General features: G+C 50.2%; 18 protein-coding genes and 1 tRNA gene. 15 read left to right on the forward strand and 4 right to left on the reverse strand.

Annotation, left to right across the window (positions count from 1 at the left end; genetic code table 11):
• Positions 1-33 precede the first annotated feature (33 nt).
• From R3B84_10670 to R3B84_10685, 4 genes are all read left to right on the forward strand, one after another.
• A tRNA-Gly gene (locus R3B84_10670) sits at positions 34-105 on the forward strand.
• Between the two features lie 139 nt (positions 106-244).
• Positions 245-1,705, forward strand: coding sequence for a trigger factor (tig, locus tag R3B84_10675; GenBank protein ID MEZ6141023.1), 1,461 nt, complete (start codon positions 245-247; stop codon positions 1,703-1,705).
• Between the two features lie 41 nt (positions 1,706-1,746).
• Positions 1,747-2,397, forward strand: a complete 651-nt coding sequence (locus R3B84_10680; protein MEZ6141024.1) for an ATP-dependent Clp protease proteolytic subunit — start codon at positions 1,747-1,749, stop codon at positions 2,395-2,397.
• A gap of 63 nt (positions 2,398-2,460) precedes the next feature.
• On the forward strand, positions 2,461-3,057 hold the full coding sequence (locus R3B84_10685; GenBank protein ID MEZ6141025.1) for an ATP-dependent Clp protease proteolytic subunit: 597 nt from the start codon (positions 2,461-2,463) through the stop codon (positions 3,055-3,057).
• A gap of 154 nt (positions 3,058-3,211) precedes the next feature.
• Here R3B84_10685 and R3B84_10690 read toward each other — a convergent pair whose 3' ends face one another.
• On the reverse strand, positions 3,212-3,631 hold the full coding sequence (locus R3B84_10690; GenBank protein ID MEZ6141026.1) for a type II toxin-antitoxin system VapC family toxin: 420 nt from the start codon (positions 3,629-3,631) through the stop codon (positions 3,212-3,214).
• Positions 3,628-4,017, reverse strand: a complete 390-nt coding sequence (locus tag R3B84_10695) for a helix-turn-helix domain-containing protein (GenBank protein ID MEZ6141027.1) — start codon at positions 4,015-4,017, stop codon at positions 3,628-3,630. The genes R3B84_10690 and R3B84_10695 overlap by 4 nt, the downstream gene beginning before the upstream one ends.
• Here R3B84_10695 and R3B84_10700 point away from each other — a divergent pair.
• The 8 genes from R3B84_10700 to R3B84_10735 all read left to right on the forward strand — a co-directional run bounded on the left by R3B84_10700 (position 4,016) and on the right by R3B84_10735 (position 12,168).
• On the forward strand, positions 4,016-5,212 hold the full coding sequence (locus R3B84_10700) for a Gfo/Idh/MocA family oxidoreductase (GenBank protein ID MEZ6141028.1): 1,197 nt from the start codon (positions 4,016-4,018) through the stop codon (positions 5,210-5,212). The genes R3B84_10695 and R3B84_10700 overlap by 2 nt on opposite strands.
• A gap of 13 nt (positions 5,213-5,225) precedes the next feature.
• A complete protein-coding gene (gene truD / locus R3B84_10705) occupies positions 5,226-6,386 on the forward strand; it encodes a tRNA pseudouridine(13) synthase TruD (GenBank protein ID MEZ6141029.1) in 1,161 nt (386 codons plus the stop codon).
• Between the two features lie 65 nt (positions 6,387-6,451).
• Positions 6,452-7,777 (forward strand): glycosyltransferase family 4 protein, encoded by a 1,326-nt coding sequence (locus R3B84_10710; GenBank protein ID MEZ6141030.1) that lies wholly within the window; start codon positions 6,452-6,454, stop codon positions 7,775-7,777.
• Between the two features lies 1 nt (position 7,778).
• Positions 7,779-8,225 carry a thioesterase family protein gene (locus R3B84_10715; protein ID MEZ6141031.1) on the forward strand — a complete coding sequence of 149 codons (447 nt, stop codon included), beginning with the start codon at positions 7,779-7,781 and terminating at the stop codon, positions 8,223-8,225.
• Between the two features lie 553 nt (positions 8,226-8,778).
• Positions 8,779-9,705, forward strand: coding sequence for a 5'-methylthioadenosine/S-adenosylhomocysteine nucleosidase (locus tag R3B84_10720; GenBank protein MEZ6141032.1), 927 nt, complete (start codon positions 8,779-8,781; stop codon positions 9,703-9,705).
• 7 nt (positions 9,706-9,712) lie between these two features.
• Positions 9,713-10,354 carry a hypothetical protein gene (locus R3B84_10725; GenBank protein MEZ6141033.1) on the forward strand — a complete coding sequence of 214 codons (642 nt, stop codon included), beginning with the start codon at positions 9,713-9,715 and terminating at the stop codon, positions 10,352-10,354.
• Between the two features lie 2 nt (positions 10,355-10,356).
• Positions 10,357-11,733 carry a hypothetical protein gene (locus tag R3B84_10730; GenBank protein ID MEZ6141034.1) on the forward strand — a complete coding sequence of 459 codons (1,377 nt, stop codon included), beginning with the start codon at positions 10,357-10,359 and terminating at the stop codon, positions 11,731-11,733.
• A gap of 312 nt (positions 11,734-12,045) precedes the next feature.
• A complete protein-coding gene (locus R3B84_10735) occupies positions 12,046-12,168 on the forward strand; it encodes a hypothetical protein (protein MEZ6141035.1) in 123 nt (40 codons plus the stop codon).
• A gap of 100 nt (positions 12,169-12,268) precedes the next feature.
• Here R3B84_10735 and R3B84_10740 read toward each other — a convergent pair whose 3' ends face one another.
• Together R3B84_10740 and R3B84_10745 are read right to left on the reverse strand one after the other, a co-directional pair.
• Positions 12,269-13,108 (reverse strand): amidohydrolase family protein, encoded by an 840-nt coding sequence (locus tag R3B84_10740; GenBank protein MEZ6141036.1) that lies wholly within the window; start codon positions 13,106-13,108, stop codon positions 12,269-12,271.
• A gap of 168 nt (positions 13,109-13,276) precedes the next feature.
• Positions 13,277-13,963, reverse strand: coding sequence for a hypothetical protein (locus tag R3B84_10745; GenBank protein MEZ6141037.1), 687 nt, complete (start codon positions 13,961-13,963; stop codon positions 13,277-13,279).
• Between the two features lie 137 nt (positions 13,964-14,100).
• On the opposite strand from R3B84_10745, the gene R3B84_10750 reads away from it, so the two are divergent.
• The 3 genes from R3B84_10750 (at position 14,101) to R3B84_10760 (ending at position 19,663) form a co-directional block, all read left to right on the forward strand.
• A complete protein-coding gene (locus tag R3B84_10750) occupies positions 14,101-14,832 on the forward strand; it encodes a hypothetical protein (GenBank protein ID MEZ6141038.1) in 732 nt (243 codons plus the stop codon).
• Positions 14,833-14,875: 43 nt separating this feature from the next.
• On the forward strand, positions 14,876-16,420 hold the full coding sequence (locus tag R3B84_10755; GenBank protein MEZ6141039.1) for a transglutaminase-like domain-containing protein: 1,545 nt from the start codon (positions 14,876-14,878) through the stop codon (positions 16,418-16,420).
• Between the two features lie 372 nt (positions 16,421-16,792).
• Entirely contained in the window at positions 16,793-19,663 is a 2,871-nt protein-coding gene (locus R3B84_10760) for an AAA domain-containing protein (GenBank protein ID MEZ6141040.1), read from the forward strand.
• The last annotated feature ends 140 nt before the right edge of the window (positions 19,664-19,803 follow it).

Consider the following 19,803-nt stretch of genomic DNA (forward strand, 5'->3'; position numbering starts at 1 on the left):
CCTGCTCCATAATATTGTTCTCATTACCCTTGTGCGGGTGTAGCTCAGTGGTAGAGCGCCACGTTGCCAACGTGGCTGTCGTGGGTTCAAGTCCCATCACCCGCTCTTTATAGCCTGTTCAGCCGAGATTGCGGGGTTACCGGGCAACTTAGTGGGTCAATTAACCCCAAGGTGCCTATAATCCCTACATCTCGGCTTTTTTTTTCTATCAACGGTTTTTAACGATACGAAGAGTGGTTGAATAATGTCGGATGTGATCACAATTCCCGAAGCCCCTGCCGATGCGGGGAAACTGCGGCAGACGATTGAAATTTCGACCAAAGCACCATGTGTCAAGCACGTGGTGGTGAAAGTCAATCGGGAAGATATTGATGGCTTGTTCAATGAGAAAGTCTCTGAGATCATGAAAGATCAGAAGAACGCCATGCCTGGCTTCCGGCCAGGTAAGGTGCCAAGAAGCTATCTCATCCGCAAGCACCGCAATGTGATCAACGACGAAGTGCGTCGCGATATTCTGACCGCCAGCCTCAACCAATTGGCAGAAGATGCCAATCTGGCACCAGTCGCACCACCCCAACTGGATCCTGAAGCAGTAGCGAATTTGCCTGAAGAAGGCCCATTCGTGTACGAGTTCGATATTGAGGTCCGGCCTGAATTTGAAGTCCCCGAATACAAAGGACTGACGCTCAAACGCCCCCACCGTGACTTCGATGATGCTGACATTCAACAGTACATCCAGAAGTTACTGTTGGATATCGGTGGGATTGTGCCACTGGCGGACGATCAACCCGTTGGTGCCAATTGCTACATTACCTTCGATCTGGCTGTAGAAGACGAAGGCAAGCCATTTTCCACCGTGAAAGACCAGACCGTGAAAGTGGCAGAGCGGATCAACTTTAATGATGGTTCGATTGTCAATTTCGCTGGCAAAGTGATGGGTGCTCTGAAAGGTCAGGTCGTCAACCTGGAAGTGACCCTGGGGGATGCGGTTCAGCCTGAAGCACTTCAGAAGAAAACTCTGGACGCCAAACTGACCATCAACAACATCTACGAGCCTGCCACGAAAGAACTTACGCCAGAAATGCTGGAGGAAATGGAGATCTCTTCTTCCGCACAACTGGAAGAAAAGGTGCTCGGCATCCTGAACCGGAATCTGGAACAGGAACAACGCCGCTCTTACCGCACCCAACTGATGCGGAAAGTGCTGGAAACCACCACCATCGAACTGCCGAAAGATCTGATTCTGCGTCAGGCACAACGCGTGTATAACCGATTGGTTATGGACATGCAGTCAAATGGTGCCACCGATGAAGAAATTGAATCGCGTCGGCGGGAACTTTCGATGGATTCGGTGCAGAACGTTCGAGTGGCACTGACCGAACAGTTTGTGCTGCAGAAAATTGCCGAACTTGAGAAAATTGAAATCGAAGATGCCGATATTGATGCCGAGATCGACCGGCTGGCAGGTGTTTACAACGAATCCCCACGCAAGGTGCGGGCCCAGTTGGAGCAGAACGAACAGATCGAAACTCTGGCTGGCGAACTGCTCGAGCGTCGTGCCCTTGACATCGTTCTGAATAATGCACAATACGAAGATGTCGAATATCAGCAGCAAACTGATTCGTCATTCGTAAACAAGTCGATTATTCCCGACTTCATGATCAAGCAGTTGCCCGCACCTGCAGCGACCACCGAAGCGGAATAGTCCTGTTTTGGAACCAGGTAACCTAACGAGGTCAATGTTGCATGTTTTCCCAAGATGCTCCGATGATGGGACCACTGTTTTCTCCGCAGGTTCAGCGTTCCCGAGATTATCAACGCACCCGCGAAATGTCGATCGGCTCGTTGCTGATGGAAAATCGCATTATCTTTCTTGGTGCGTACGATCGTAATCCCTATCCGGATATCAACGATCAGACTGCCAACGTAATTATTCAGCAACTGCTTTACCTGCAGTACGAAAACACGTCGCAGCCAATCCACATGTACATCAACTGCCCTGGTGGGTCGGTTACTGCCACACTGGCAATTTACGACACCATGCAGTTTCTGGAATGCCCCATTGCCACCTATTGCATGGGTCTGGCAGCCAGTGGTGCGGCATTAATTCTGGCGGCTGGCTCAAAAGGCAAGCGCTACGCACTACCCCACAGTCGCATCATGATGCACCAACCGTGGGGTCAGGTGGGTTACGGCCAGGTTTCCGATCTGGAAATTGAAGCCCGTGAAATGCTGAAAACCCGCAAGGTATTGGATGAAATTATTGCCCGCCACACCGGGCAGCCCATTGAGGTGGTTAATCGGGAGACCGAACGGGACCGTTACTTCAGCCCCGAAGAGGCCAAAGAGTTCAACATCATTGATCAGGTGCTCAGTCGCCAGTCGGAAGCGAAGTAAAGCGGTTATTCTATCTGTTGTTTGACCATCATGATCCGTCACTGACGGATAAGGAGAACGTTGATGCCATCCGTACCTTATGTGGTCTCTTCCGATGGGAAAGAACCACTGCTCTACGATATTTATGGTCGATTGCTGAAAGAACGGGTTGTTTTTCTGCAAGGCCAGGTGGATGATGAAAGTGCAGGACTGCTGGTTGCTCAGATGATGTATCTGCAGGCGGAAGATCCCAAGGCAGACATCCATTTCTACATTAACAGTCCAGGTGGGTCGGTTACCGCGGGAATGGGCCTGTACGATACGATGCAATATGTATCGTGCGATGTGGCCACCTACTGCATGGGCCAGTGTGCCAGCATGGGGGCCATGCTGCTGACTGCGGGTGCCAAAGGGAAGCGGTTTGCTACCCCCAACTCCCGCATTATGATCCACCAGCCCCTGGCGGGCCTGCGTGGGACCAGCACCGAGTTCCAGATTCATGCCAATGAATATATTCGCATGAAGAAGCACCTGAATCAGTTGCTGTCGCATCACACCGGGCAGACGATTGAGCAGATTGAAAAGGACACCGACCGCGATAACTTTCTTTCTGCCACCGAAGCTGCTGCTTATGGCCTGGTAGATGCTGTGCTGGACAAAATCCCCTTCGGCAAATCCTGATTCATCGATGAGAATCGCCTCATTGATGAGTGAATCTTCATAAAAACATCCTTCAGGCAGTAGCAGTACTGCCTGATTTTCGTTTCAAGACAATTCTCCCAAATCAGGCTGGGCATTATTTTCTATACATGAATTGAGTAGTCTGCAAACAGTGTTATTCCAGCCAGTTCTCTACCTGAAGCCCTTCGACTTCCTTAAAATCTCTGACGTTCCTGGAGACCAGGATGCTACGATGTGCCAACGCTATACAAGCAATGAGCATGTCTGCGCGGCCCATCTTTTTCAAATTTTTCTGTTTTTTCAGGTTTCCAAAGTGCTGAATCGATTTTTCGTCGAACCCCACACTGATAAAGGCTCCAAGTAGCTCTTCGGATTGCTGAAAACGCATCGCAGCCTTCGCCAACTCATCTTCAGTAGCCGCTTTCAAAAGACTTTCGCCACGTCCACGCAAAATTTCAACACGAGTGATGATGGAAACACCAAATTCTTGATCTGCAAATTTTCTAATCTTTTCCCTTACTTTTTCGTTCCCGTATGCAAAGTGGGTAAAGATGTCTGTATCAAAAATTATCATTCGCTGGCAGCCTCTCGCCAAACTTGAAGCTGAGCAAGTTGTTCAATGAGGTCGCCATCTTCCTTGAACACACCAAAGTGTTTCAGAATTGCCTGATTAGAGCCTGGTACTTTGGAAGATTGTTTTGGTTCAGACAGACTACGCATTCTATGTTCAAGCGCGGCAATCAGATCATTCCAAAATGGATGTTCAAGCATCCACAAAGAGGGAAATTTCTTGAAATCCTGTGCTAATTGGGGGCCAAATCGTAAAAAATCGACCAGTGAACGCTTCAGGAACCGCCATTCACCACCAATCTGTTGAGCAGGCAATGAGCCATTTTCAACCAATTCCAGCACAGCATCTTCGGTAACGCGAAGGTATTCAGCAGACTCTGAAAGAGTCATGATCTCAACACCTGCGAAATTGCGGCTTGATGGTTCTGAAATTGACACAAGTAATTCTCCAAGACAGATTGTTGTATTTTACATGGATTTGGGTACATTGCAATTAGATCGTGCAACAACATCCAGTGCCAAGTTCCATCGTTTTCCCCAAACTGAATACAATCAATTATTCAAATACTCTCCCAATATGGTTGTTGAGGTGCGTCTGATGGCATTTACCAAAGAAAGTGTTGGCGTGGGCTTCATCGGTGCGGGCGATATCGCAGTATTGCATGCGGAAGCGATTCGAAGGTGCCCCGGTGCCCACCTGGTGGGGCTCTGGAATCGCTCGCAGGAGCGTGCTACCCAGCGGGCAGCAGAGTTCGGGTGCAAAAACTACGCATCGGTGGAAGAACTTTGTGCCGACCCAGCGATCGATGCCGTATTTGTGCTGACAAATCTGGAAACCCACCTGGAATACACCAAAGCGGCTCTTACCCACGGCAAGCATGTACTGGTGGAAAAACCTGTGGGCGTTTCTGTTGCGGAAATTGCAGAAATGAAGCAATTGGCGGAAGCCAAAAACCTGGTGTGCATGCCCGGCCACAACTACATATACGAAGCCTCGATGAACCGCACCCGTGAACTGGCGGTCAATGGTGATCTAGGCAAAATTGTGTCTGCCTATGTAATGTATAACATCCACCATCCGGAAGATGTGGCCGCACGTTACCCGGGTGTGGTGCGGCAAATTCTGACCCACCATTCCTACATTTTGCTCTATCTGGTGGGCAAACCACGCAAAATCTGTGCAATGAAAGCCACCCTGCACTACGATAAAATCCCACAGGAAGATATCGCTATGGTGCAGATGGAGATGGAAAACGGTGCATTGGCCCACTTCTGTGCCAGTTTTGCCGCAGACGACCACGCCGCCGACCCCTGGACCGTGATGGTGAAGGTGATTGGCACTGCCGGCAGCACACGGTACAGCTATCGTGACCATGTGGAAATCAAGCCCGGTCTGGTGCACTCCCAGACTTATACGGCCTATCAGGGCTCGGTGATGAACGAAGTGAAGTATTTCATTCAGGAATCGATTTTCCGTGGTTTGCCCCCACTGTCGACGCTGGATGACGCCATCACGGCCCAGAAAATGATCGAAGCGTGCGAACAATCAATTGCCACCAATTCCGTTGTCACTCTGGAAGCGTAACCTCTGAAAAATTATGAAGTTACGCCAATTTACTGAAGATTTTATTGTTGAAGAGATCCCACGTATCCTCCCCAGTTCCGGTGGGTATTGCTTCTACAAACTCACCAAACGTGGCTGGACCACCCATGATGCCCTTGATGGGATTCGCAGACGCTGGAAAATCGACCAGCGGCGACTTTCGTACGGTGGTTTGAAGGATCGCCACGCACAAACGGTTCAGTATTTCACCATCGACCGTGGGCCCGCGTCCAATTTGAAGTTTCAAACAGTCGATGTCGAGTTCATGGGCTATGTGTCACGGCATTTTCAATCGTCAGACATCCTTGCGAATCGCTTCGATCTGGTATTACGAAGTATGTCGGAAGAAGAAATCAACGTGGCAACAACCGCTCTGGAACAGATCCAGCACGCGGGCATTCCGAACTACTTTGATGATCAACGCTTTGGCAGCCTGGGCACGGATGGTCGATTTATTGCCAAAGAGATGATCCTGGAACGGTTTGATGAGGCACTGAAACTGGCCCTGGCTGGGGAATACGCCCACGATCGTGCCGCAGCAAAGCAGGAAAAGGCATTGCTGTTGGAACATTGGGGCGATTGGCCAACGTTGAAGGCGAAGTTACCCAAAGGGCATGCCCGCAGCCTGATCACCTATCTGTGCGATCACCCCACAGACTTCAAGGGGGCCTGCAAGCGGTTGCGGCCCGACCTGCGAAGTTTATACTTGTCTGCATATCAGAGTTATCTGTGGAACAAAATTCTGGAAAAGTGGCTGCGTAACCACTTACCAGCAGAGGATTTAGGCGATTTTACGCTGAAATCCGGCCAGCACGTCTTCCCGACACGGGTGCCCACGGAATTGAAGGAAACGTGGCAGCACCTGCGCTTGCCATTGCCGTCCGCACGCTTGAAACCCCCACCGGATGCACCGTGGCTGGAAATTTTGTCGCAAGTCATGCTGGATGAAGGGCTTCCGTTGGATCAGATGCGGATTAAAGGAATGCAGGAACCATTCTTCTCGAAAGGGGAACGCCCTGCCTGTATCTGGGCCGAAAATCTGACCTGGGAGCACGCCAAAGATGACAAAAATCCAGGCAAGGAACTGCTGAAATTATCATTCCAGCTACCTGCGGGGTGCTACGCAACGATGTTAGTCAAACGGTTGACTAACTGACCGTGCTTCTGCGGAAAATTGCCCCACCTTTGAGTGCAGACGGGCAATCGCCTAAAATAACTTCCATGAAGATCGCATATATTACCGCCGGTGCTGCGGGCATGTTCTGTGGGTCGTGCATGAAGGATAATACCCTCGTGGCGACGCTGCAACGCCTGGGGCACGATGCACTGCTGATTCCCACCTACACGCCGATTACCACCGATGAAGAAAGTGTGGCAGAATCCCACATTTACATGGGCGGGGTGAACGTCTATCTGCAGCAGAAATCGTGGATTTTTCGACACACCCCTCGTTTTCTGGATCGGCTGCTCGATTTTCCCCGCCTGTTGCGGTGGGTATCGCGTTTTGCCAGCCGCACAAAATATGAAGATCTGGGCGACCTGACCATTTCCATGTTACTGGGGCGGCACGGCAAACAGGATAAAGAAATTGAACGCCTGGTGTACCACATCACGCGGGAGTTTCAGCCCGATGCGATCGTTCTCACGAATGTATTACTGTCTGGTGTGGTGCCTGCACTGCGAAAGCAAACCAACGTACCTATTGTGGCCACGCTGCAGGGAGACGACATTTTTCTCGAAGCCTTGCACGCGAAAGATCGTGAACGGGCGATTGAACTGATTGGTACCAACTGTGCGGACCTGTCCGGGCTGATTGCTACCAGCCAGAGTTACGCCACTGCGATGGCAAGCTATCTGCGACTGCCTGCAGAAAAAATGATCGTGGTGGCACCCGGGATTTCATTAAAAAGTTATGAGAACATTGCCGCCCCCAGCCCACGTGAGGAACCGGTGATTGGTTGTCTGGCACGGATCTGCCCGGAAAAAGGCTTTGATCGGCTGATCGATGCCTTCATTCAACTGCACCAGTTGCCAGACGCAAAACCTTGCCAGTTAAGGGTTTCTGGCTGGCTTGGTGATAATCAGCGGGAATACTTTGCCCGCACCTGTGCAAGATTGCGGGAACATGGCCTGGAAAGCCAGTTTCATTATGTAGATACGCCCACGTTGAAGGCTAAAATTGCATTTTTGCAGGACTTAGACCTGTTTGTGCTGCCTGCAGTGTACCACGAACCGAAAGGGATACCGGTGCTGGAAGCATTGGCATGTGGCGTGCCTGTCGTGGTGCCCGACCACGGTGCGTTCCCGGAACTGGTGGAACAGACGCACGGTGGTTGGGTTGTGGCTGGCAATCAGGTGGGGGATTTTGCCCAAACGATGCACCGTGTGCTACAAAATCCTGCCCACTGCCGCGAGGTGGGTCAAACAGGAAGACGAAATGTCTTTCAGTACTATTCTGCAGAAGTAATGGCCCAGCGTACTGTCGACTATCTGACCCACCTCGCAGCGCAAGTGCCTGCCCCACAACATGTTACCACTGGAGCCTGAAGTGACCACACCGTTTATTTCAACCCGCCGCGTGGAATTTGGCGAAACAGATATGGCTGGGATTGTCCATTTTTCGAACTTTTTTCGTTACATGGAATCTGCAGAAACCGACATGCTGATGTCGTTGGGATTTTCCGTCAATGGGGAGGAAAATGGGGTAGCATATGGCTTCCCGCGGGTCTCGGTGACGTGCGATTTTGCCCGCCCCGCACGATTTGCAGATCAGCTTCAGATCCACGTTGCGGTGGAAGAGATCGGCCAGAAATCGGTCCGTTATCGTTACACGTTTTTTGCTAATGATGTGCAGTTAGCCGTCGGAAGGATAACCGCCGTGCACTGCATCAAAGTAGATGGTCAGATGAAATCCCACCCACTGCCAGAGCGATTTCGCCAACAGTTGGAAAAGTATCTACTTGCCCCACCCACGCACAGTGCGGGGCAATCATAAGCACCGGGGTTTGCTAAGATTTCTGCACCGATCCCTGACGATTAACAGCCCTTAACCCTTGATCACGAAACAGAATTGCCGAGCATCCCTGATTCTGAAACTGGCAATAACCTGGCGTTGAGTGGCCAGATAACTCAGAAAAGATTCGATTTCCGCAGCCATCGTTTCTGGATGCTTTTTTGATTAACAATCCAATCCAAAGGTTTGTTCGGTAAGGATTATATAATGCAAGATGCGGTACTTTGCCCGTAAGATTTTTGAGAAAAATGATGAGATTTTGCTTGACAGAAGAAATTACCTCATGGAAAATAAATTAAATTAATCTTAAATGAATAACTTTCGGCACAAAGTCTATTGGTGTGTTATGTTGTCCGCATCTGAAACAGACTCGGCATTGAATCCACACTTCGACCTCGAGGCAAGCCAAAGTACTAGGAAAAGTGGAATGTCTCGTTTACGTCTAAAGGCGAAGCATTGGTGGTTTACTGCGCATTATCAATAAGCTAAAATTATTGTATACTGAAAAATCAACACATGAATGGCTACTACAAGAATGCCCAACAGCATACACACCATCGACTTCCTGATTGTTACGCCTCTAGACGAAGAGCGTGACGCGGTCCTGTCATTATTAGATTCACCACAGCAGTTACCGCCAGACCATGCGGACAACCGTGTCTACTTCGAATCGTTAATGCGTGCCGGACACGAAGACGGGCACCAAGGCACATACCGCATCATCGTCGTTTCACTCGTCGGAATGGGAACGGGGCAAGCATCAGCAACGACATCAGATGCGATTCGGCGCTGGTCGCCACGTTACGTGCTTGTCGTTGGAATTGCGGGCGGTGTGCGGAAGGCGGGAGTCGCGTTGGGTGATGTCCTCGTGGCGAGTCAGATTGCCGACTACACCCTTCAAAAACATCGGTCGGGAAAACCTATTGAGATCCGTTGGCAGGCACAGCCAGTTGACACTGGCTTGCTGGAGCGAGCACAGAACTTCTTGGGCAACGACTGGATCGACGCGATTCGTTGCGAGCGACCCGTCGAAGGCGAGCCGAAACGACATATTGGACCAATCGCAAGCGGTGATCACGTTGTTGCATCAAGCAAACTCCTTAAGGCTTATTCGAGGCCTTGGCCCAAGCTAATCGGTGTGGAGATGGAAGCCGCTGGAATTGCACGCGTTGTATTTCAATCAAAGCTGAAAGCGGGATTCTTTATGGTTCGCGGCACCTCCGACTTGGCTGACCCAGACAAGGATTCACCAGAAGTTGAAAGCTGGCGGACCTATGCCTGCGAAGTCGCCGCTGCGTATGCGATCACTTTTCTCCGTACCGGCCCTGTAACATTTGCAGAGCATGCAGATACAACTCCGTCGGCTTCGCAAGCCTCGCCACAATCGTTCTCCAACAACAGCATTTCCGGCGTCTCGAACTCGACGATTGTTCTTGGAAACAACATCAATATTGAGAAATGAGCGACCCATGATTCCCGTCGTAGACTTGGATTCAATTCGCGTATGCTGGCTCCAATTAGAAAAGGAAGGGTTCGTTCTCTACGGCTTTCTGTTGTACACGAACGCCGACACCGGAATCTGGTCCTTCATACATAACGGTGGAATGCTCGATCTCGACCACCTTACCGGCGACTGTTGTGCATTGTTCGTGCTAGATCGTCCACCTCGTGATTTTGTGGCTGACGCACAGCAGAATGACCATGTTTGGTATCGATATTTCTCCGAATCGTATGGAGTGCGTCCGGCCACTGCTGCGGAGGCAACCACGGTAGCTCATCGGCCCGTCACCCAAGGTGCCGGTTTTTCGAGCAACTCTCTCCATTCTCTATACGGCTGTGTGGTCGTGATCGGCTCCGAAAATCAAGTCGCGGCCGAATCGCTCTTGGGAGGACCGGCAATCGACCGTGATGAGATCGCCAAAGTTCTCGTTAATTTCGGCCTCGATTACAGCGCCGTGCCCTGCATTACTTGGTTTCGGAGTCTCGACGATACGGCGTTTGAAGTCGTCGATCTCAAAGAAATCACCGACCAACACTCCGCGCGCAATTTCCTTCGGCGGTATTTCACGAGTGCAACATTCAATCAGCTCTTTAGCGTTGTAAGGGTTTAGCAATGGCTAAGTCAGAACTGTTTTCACGCCACGCCGTAGCACCATTGCGGGAAATACTGTGGTCATCCCAGATTGATTCGCTTCCGGAAGAAGTGCAGAAGAGCGAGGCGTTCCTCTGGCTTTTGCGACGAGACGACTCTCGGTCGCCCCGTGCGAACTTCGAACGCAATGAATATGAAGACCAAGATTACCACCAGTTGTTTCGGCGACTCTCGAAATCCGGCGAGTGTGATCGGCAGACTCTGTCTCAGTTGTTGAAGCCAATCGCAAAATCACTGTTGGCTCCATTGCTACAGACACGATACGAGCAGGCGATCGACATCGGAATCCGCTGGCGCAATGCGAGCAACAGGTACCGCTGGGCACAAAGCAGCAATGTCCCAGATAACTTTGAAATGACAGTTGCTGCTAACCTAAAGGGGTTTGAAGCACGCGGGACACAGGTCGCTGAGGATGAATTCCGGACTGTATTTTATCAGTTTCTGCAGGATGCTGGGGAATCGGCTGACCGAGAACTTGGCGAAGTGCAGGCTGAATGGCGCAGGTGGGAACAGCAGGTCACGAATCTGCGTGAAGACCTTGTGGCGGTTGAGAATGAACTCAATGATCTGGAACCAACGTCGGCTCTCATTTACGCATGGCTGAGATTCTCGATCATTCGGGAGAGTTACGGTTCGTCCGAACGATCAAGTGCTTTCGAGATCGGTCCCCTGTTCTTTACTTTCTTCGTGAGCATGTTCGCTGACCGGAGGCACTGGAGGCATTCAGCAATCGAATTCCATGAAATCAACCGCATGTTGAACATGGTGATTAATGAAAAGAGGTACGGCCTCGCGCGTCGTCGCCAACTTGCTCAATTGGAGGAGAAGTGTAGAATTGACGATCCGTTCGATGCTTACGCGCCGCTAAAGCGACCAGCAGATCAGGAGTTGCTTACACTCGTCCAAGAGCACATGTTAGTTGACGGCGAGCCATCGCCATTTCTGAAACGATGGCTTGATCGGTTAACCCATTCAGGATATACTGGCGTGAATTCTGTCCCTTTGCCGTATCGCAGTAAGATTGACAGTGAAGCAGTTGACACTGCAGGCGACTGGGCAGACTCGAAAATAAAGCACGCGATCGGATCTCCTTATTCATCTAGACTCCCTCAGGGATGGGAAACGGTAAGCGAATGCTGTCGTCGAATTTGGGTTGACGATTGGGTCAAGTGGGTCGTAGATAACCTCACATCCCGTGAACAAAAGACGGTAGATCCTCGCTGGACGAAGAACGCAGTATTCGAATTCATAGAGGCAGTGCGGACACGGTTGGTCTCTCAAGGCTACAGCTTTGATGCACTTTCCGATGATGAGAAGGCAGCGATCTGGAATTCGTAGGCTATGAGAGGCGTCTAAAGGAGTCGTGCCTACTCAATCGATGGGAATGGCTAAAAGGGGACATTCTCCTTAAGGTGGGTTGGCTTAGGTTGACGAGTGTTCGGGCATACCATGCACATCCATAGTATCGCGAGGTAGGTTTGTTTACCAGGTCCTGAACCGGGGCAATGGACGCAAGCGCTAAGTGCGATTTGTACAGGCATCGCTTCGAAGTCCCTATGCTCAATCGCGGACCCCGTTGTTAACCTGCACCATCCGTGAACTGTGTGTGGCACTTTACCCCCGTAGGGCCTGGGAGTCGCTGACGCCGAGGTGGTGGTAGATCTGGATGCTGGCGTCGGACTTGTTGAGCGTGTAGAAGTGGATGCCACGCACCTGATCACCACTCTGGGCAATGTACTGAATATCGCTTCAAGCCGAAAGCCTTCAGGCTGAAGACGATTGTGGGAACAACCAAAAACAACAATATCGGTGCACTATATAGTCGAATGATTATATAGCCATTGCTGAACATTTGCCTGCGAACGCGGGACTGTTAAGGTAATCGAAACAGGTTTTTGGCATTATCGTGGAACACCGCCTGATGAACTGTTTCGGGGAATAATTGACGCACAAAGTCTCTGTAGATCTTCATCGGTGCCAGTGGCCAGTCGGTGCCATACAGGAACTTATCTGGCCGTTCGGTAAATTCAATCCCCTGTCTGATCCGCTCGATGGTGCGTCGCAGGATGCCACGTTCGTTCAAACTAGCAAAATAGTTTTCGTCACCCACCAGTAAACCAGACAGATCGGCCCACACATTCTCATTTTTGTAAAGAACTTCGGCAGCATCGGTAATCCAGGGATTACCAAAGTGTGCCATCACAAAATTGACCCCACGGTGGTCAACAGCTACTTCATCCACCAGCAATGGGTGGGCGTACTTCACCTTGGCAAAGTCCGAGTAATTGTCGCCGGTGTGAAAAATAAACGGCAACTGGTAGCGTGCCGCCAATTCGTAGTAGGGAATATAGTTTGGGCTGTCAGGTCCGTAATACAGATAACCCAGATAGCCTTTCAGGGCAATTACCTTGCCACTTTTGATCTGCTGCTCAACCTGTTGCAGGTGGTCTGTCGATGTTCGTGTCGGGTCGGCAATTCCAATCGCATACAACTGTGGGAGAAAAGCGGCAATACGAAGCGTCGATGCGATTCCAAGCGGATCTTCTGTGCTGCCACCAAGATGCCCCATGCCCAGGATTGCTTCAGTACCGGAATCGTGCATTTGCTGCTGCAGGATACTGGCAACAGAATCGGGTGGGCCATCAAGATATTCAGGAAAAGACCGCACACCAGGTAACTGTGGGGTGACGGCATGAATGTGCATATCAATCATCGCCAATCCTCGCAACTGCCAGTTAATAATATGGCAATTTTGCAATATCACAATTCAGAAAATTGGCTGCGACGATTATTTAAATGAAGTGTTATATATTTGATTGATTATATAACAAGATTGATTGGGATGAATTTCAACTCAACAAAAGTGGCTGAAAAATGAGAATTACTTCTTTTTCTCGAATTCATCCACATATTTCTTGGGGTTTGCATTGAACTCGTCGCGGCACCCACTGCAGCACACATAGTAGGTTTTGCCATTGAAACTGACGGTCATGGTGCCACGTCCACCGGTGACAATACACTCGTTGTCTTTCTTGCCAGCAGCCACCGAAGCACCTTCTTTGCTGTGGGCCACAGTCAGGTATTTGCGGGAGATACCAATGCCACGTTTTTGTTTGGCCACTGTGTAAATCAACCTGGCCCCGCCATTATTGGTGCTCATTTCAATGGTGTATTTATCTTTGGTTTCCGCATCGACACCCACCAGCGTCAGGCGTTTGGATTTGATGGTGCCAGTGAAAACGATCTGCTTTTTCTCTGGTGTGACTGCAGTCAATTCATAAACTTTTTTGGGAACCAGATAACGTAAGGTCCCTTCAGTAAAGAACTTACCATCGTTGAACTTGGCGGTCAGGGCCAGATCATCCCCTTTGATTTTCCACGACCAGGCCATCGATTCCTTCCACAATTCCAGTTTGGCCGTTTCTCTGTCTTCGCCATCCCCCTTCCAGTCGCCAATAAACTCATTAAATTCCTGTAATGCTTCTTTGGCGGTCTTAAAAGTTTGTGCGGTGGCAGGGAAAGCAAAGGCACCCACCAACAGGCAGCACGTGGTCAGTCGCAACAACATTGATTACTCCAAAAAGGTTATAAGGGTTTCGATAACATTCTGTGGCATTCAGTTCCTGTTTTTGAGAAAAATTCAGGAACTTTTCTTAACTTTGGCGGCAATATCTGTCATGATAGCAGAGAATCGGAGGTGGAATCATGTCCCAGAAGTTTCTCGTGCGGAAAAGAATCCGTGGGGAATATAATTACGATGATATTCCCGATCCAGTGGATCAGTTTATTGCGGTGTTTGACAGCCAGGAAACGGCAGCAGCCTATGTCACGCAGTACGACCGGGCTTATTTTCTGGAGCATCTGCCACTGACATTCGAATTTGCCGACAGTCCATTCGACAGTGGCTTTGCCAACGCCACCAGTTTTCCGGAGCCTATTTTCCGCGACTGGCTGCTGGATCATGGGATCCCGCTGCCAGTAGAGCAGCCAAAAGAAAAACCTCGCAGATATCGGGGGATGACAGAAGAAGAGTGGGATAGCGAGCAGAAATATATGGCTCGTCGCAATGAAATCATCGACTGGCAGCAATGGTGGTACGAATTAACGAGAGAAAATACGCCTTCGCGAGAGCAATTAGCCCACATCTGGCAGGCTCTGGATCGGTTCAGCAGCCTTGAAATTGTGGTTCAGGAATATGTGGAAGAAGTTGCCCCACATGCAGAGAAAGTGTTTGCTGTCGTGGAACAGACCTGGGAATATGGCGACGACTGGTATTATGGAGACAATAAATCACTGGCCGTTTACCGCACCTTCGAAGCTGCAATGCGGGAAGTGGAACGACGAAAGGCCGAACCGATTGATCATGAAGACTGGAACGGTGGGCCTCGTGAATTTCGAGTGGTCGAATTGGACTACATACCCGAAAATGCCGATTAATGAGTTAACAGCTACTGCCAATAATGGTTTAGGAACAATTTTGATGCGAATTCTGCAGATCCCCTCTATCCTGCAAATGCTTCTTGTGGTGGTGTGCAGCCCGGCTGTGCTGTTCGGTCAGGCGCCATCAGTCACAGAAATATGGGAAGCATCTTACATTTCCACCCCACGTGGTGCGGTGAAAAACGGCTATGTTCGCACGACTATACAACCGTTGAAATTTAAGGGTGATCAGGTGGAACTGTACAAGACCACCAAAGAGTTGCGACTTTCCAGCAAACGAGGTGGGCAACTGGTACAGTTAAAAGCCGACCTGATTACCGAAGAGACCCCCACCAACGAAGTGACTGCGGTTCGTGCCACCATGTATCTGGGGGCAGATTCCATTCAAAAACTGGATTGTGAAGTAGAAAATCAGAAAACGGTGCATATTTCGGCCACGGGTGCCACCACCAGCAAGCGGAGTTTCGACTGGGACCCCAGGTGCATTGGCATGCGGGCCGAAAACAACCTGTTTGCGGCAAAGAAAATCAAACCAGGTGATACTTTTACTTACCGCCAGTTTATCGCACAGATCACCTATTACATCACCATCGAAGTAAAAGTGGGTGAATTGCAGGAAACAATTGTCCCAGGTTTGGGAAAGAAAAAACTCCTGAAAGTGGAAGCCACTCCCGAAGCCTTGATTCTGCCGAACAAAAGCAAATTGCAACTGCCAATCAGCGTTTTTCTGGTCGATCCCATTACGTATGAGCCAATTGTCACCATTACCGATATTGCAGAACTGGGTGGATTGGTCACTACGGTGCGAACGACGAAAGCAATTGCCACCGCACCAAATGGCAATGTGCCCGATCTGATGGAAAGAAACACCATCTATCTGGCCAAACGCCTGCCACGACTGCATCAAGCGAAAAGTGCCAAATATCGCATCGGTTTTAAAGGCGACCTGAAACCGTCAGAATTAATCTCTGTCGATGAGCGTCAGAAATTAGATACCGAGAAAGAACAGTCGTTTGATCTGGTCATTACTGCCAGTCGTGTCCCACCAGAGAAAGATTCTGGTGTGGCTGCAGCGGAAGAGTTTACCCAGTCGAACGAGTTTATAGCCTCGGATGATGCCAACATCCAGAAACTGGCAGCACTGGCCGTGGGGGATGAAAAAAATCCCTGGAAAAAAGCACTGAAAATTGAACAGTTTGTCAATAATTACATTGACCAGGTGACATTTACCGAGGCTTTGACACCCGCTGATAAGGTTGCTGTTACGCGAAAAGGGGATTGCACCGAGTTTGCGATGCTGACCGCAGCCATTTGCCGTGCCAGTGGGCTCCCTTCCCGCACCGCGATTGGTCTGGTGTATGTCGACAATATTTTTGGTAAGCCGGGCCTGGGCTTTCACATGTGGACAGAGGTGTACATTAATGGGGCCTGGCTGGGGCTGGATGCCACGCTGGCTCAGGGTGGTATCGGGCCTGGGCATTTGAAAATTACCGACCACAGTTGGAGTGGGATAGTATCTTTTACTCCATTGCTGCCAGTGCAGCGATTTCTGAATGCCGCACCGAAAGTAGAAATTGTGGAATAATTACTGCTGGCGCAAAATTTTAAGAAAATGCCTGAATTTCTAACAAACAGTTCGATATTCAGCGTTCCATGGGATATATTCACTGCGAAGGAAACCCACCTGTGGGGGCTTTTTGCAAATAATTGATGAAAATTCGGAACATCTCGCCAGGAATGGCGATAATTTTGTTAACGGATAGAATATCCTTGCTTTAACGTCTATATTGGATGGAGTGAACTAAGTTCAACAACGTACTGATTCTATGGCGAAGGTTCACCAAAAGTATCGAGCAACTTCATTTTCATGGGCTGATTTCCGGTGGCTACCGGCAGGCTTTAGGAAAGCGATGTCGTTGTCTAAGTGTAACATGTGGCCGATCCTGGGAGCGACAGCGTGAGCGTGACCAACGGCCATCATCATCCGGACCATGCCATTGATTCAATGCAGGTTCAGGTTCGCCAGACTACCGGGTGGACCGCCCGCCCACCCATAGCTGGTGAAGTAGCGGTTCCTGTATTGCAGGAACTTGGCTGGACCTGTTCGATCGCCGTTAACAATTCCCCACCAGTACCACTTCTGGAACGTATACAGCAGATTCGAAAAACGGAAGAAGCAGAACAACTAACAGTAACACCCGCCAAATGGTGGGATGCTGAACTGGATACGAATCAACAACAGATCGTACAACAGGTACTATCAAAGCGGGACTTAATGATCATTGACGGGCCACCGGGTACCGGCAAATCACGGACCGCTCTGGAAATAATTCGGCAATATCTGGCTGAACAAAAACGGGTGCTCTGGTTGTGGCCCACTTCTGCAGATGTGGATCACTGTCTGCAAACCCCGTTGGTACAACAACTTCTACCTGTCCGTTTGTTGGCTTCCGGCGAAAATCGTGCCACTTTACCCATTGATATCAGTGCATGGACAGCCGCTGGCACACTGGACCATCTCAGTACCCAAATCTCGCTGCGACATCAGGATCAGTTACTCGACATTCAGAATAAAGTCCGGAATTTACGGCACCAACAGGATGCAGCCCACCAGTTAATGGAACAATGGCACGCCAATGAGCGTGCTGTGGCCAGCAGAAAGCAACTCGAAGAACAGAAAGTTCAACTGGCAGCAAATGTCGAGCAAAATCCACCCGCTCCATTAGCGCAGGAACTAGCCCATATCCGCAACCAGTTTCAGCAACAATTGGAAACACTCACGGAAGCGGTGGAGCAGGAACAGCGTCGACTGGATCAGGCGATAACAAACCGAGATTCAAGCAAAGCAAACATTGATGCCTGTCAGCAGCAACTGGAATTGAAAGATTCAGGCAAATGGTGGAACCCAACATATTGGCTGACGCCCGGCAAAGAGTCTGTTCATTCGAAAATGGAGCAGATTCAGACGCAGTATAATCTGGCGACATTGGAATGCAATCAGCTTGAGGACACGTTAGCCCAAGCGAAAGCAGAATTGCAGAAAGTACAGGGCCTGATGCAGGAAAAGGTGCATCACTTGCTGGAACGGGAAATTGCCCGCCAGAGCCACGAATTGGATCAGGAAATTGGCAAAACCAATAAAGTCACCCGAGAGTTTCAATCGCTTTACGACGACTACGTGCATCAATATTCCCCACCTGCCGACCTTTCGGTGGGCCAATTGGAAGCAGATTGTCGCAGCATTGCCGAACAATTGACTGGTCTTCAACAGGCAGAAACTGCCCACCTGCAGGCCGGTGAACTGATCACCCAGAATACTGCCGGGCTGGCAGACCATCTCCTTTTGCAATCCCAACTGGTGGTGGGGGCATTTGATTCCATTTCCCACGATCCCTGGTTGCAACAACTATTGCAGCAAGCCAGCTATTTCGATCTGGTGGTGCTGGAAGAAGCCCAGTTCATCTCTACCGAGCACCTTAATGCAGTTTCTGGACTTGGCCATTTGTTGTTGTTGACGGGTGACAGCTCTGCCAGCCGCCTGCATGGTTCGCCTGATTGTGTAGTTTCACCCGCATTCAGTGATCTGATCGATCAATTAGCACAGAATTCCTGGAAGTTGCATCGCGATCGCCTGCAATGCCAGTTGCAACCAGTGCCCGAAGAGCATTTGCCTTATCTGGAAGCAGAGCCGGTCACCGACCATGCTGATTACGTGCTATGGATTCTGAACGCACCAGACGAAAGTCCGGAGCTGGCACGCATTGACTTCCCTTTGACAGCGGGATTTGCTACGGCGAAAGCATTTGTTGCAAACGAACTGGATCTGATCCGGCTGCAGCCCATCCTTCCTGGCATTCGGTGGGAGACTACCACTGATTCAATCACTGTGCACTGGGGCCCACCGGAAGTGGTGGGGCAGGATCATATCGATCTGGGCAAAGGTGTGCGGGAACATGCCACTGGACCGTACACCATTGCTGTGGAATTTGCCACCGATGCTGGCTGGACGCTGGAATCGGCAAGGGCCTGGATTCAGGAGCATTTACCTGCCGGTGCGAATCGGGTTGCCCACCTGATTCATGCTAAACGTGCCTGTACGAGTCTGGCGTGCTGGCTGAAAGCGGCATTTGGCTTCCCCTATGCCACCAACACGAAGCTGGATCGGGACGAACATGTGATGTTTTTGCCCGTGCCAAAACCCGAAGATGCTGTGCCTGCCGCTGGACATTCCAACCCACGTGGCAGTGGGACGAAAAAAACACCCGCACCGCGGTTGCAGGGTGCTGGTTTTGAAGTCAATCTGGCAGAACGTCGCGAACGGGATACGGTTCCCGTGGATATTGCCCGACAATTGCCCCAGAAAGGGTGCGTCAATTACCGGGAAGCCACCGCACTGATTTCGTATCTGGAAGATAACATTAGTGGGCCTGTAGTGCTGACCTCGCCGATTCCTGAACAGGTGGAATTGTTGCGACTGCTTTGTGCTCAATCGAAGCGTGCTGCCGATTTTCAGGTGTTGCCGCCGAATGAAGCGGCCCGCACCGAAGCGGAAATTATTGCCCTGAGCCTCACTCGCAGCCACCGCACCCGTGCTGTATCGTTTGGTGCCTCGCCCAGTGTGCTGGCCAATATTGCCCGCTGTGCCCGAAAGAGGCTGATCTTTGCAGGTGATCCTGGCACATTGGCTCGCCGAATGGAATACACCGCACCCGTGGATCACCTGAACGAACAGGATTCCGAACGTGAACGGGTCTGGGTACGCGAACTCTCCTACTGCCAGAAGGCAGATAATTCCGGAAACCGACGTAAGAAAGTTTCCGCGAACTAACAAAGTATTACAAATTGTGGTCTATAATTTGTTCACTCTCCTAGCAATAACACGTGCTCACGCACGTTTCGGCTGAACAACTTTAATCTTCGCAACATTGTAATATTGTCTTATTTTCAAATAACAATATCATAATAGTG

The sequence above is a fragment of the Zavarzinella sp. genome (genome assembly GCA_041399155.1).
In the GTDB taxonomy this organism is placed as follows: domain Bacteria; phylum Planctomycetota; class Planctomycetia; order Gemmatales; family Gemmataceae; genus JAWKTI01.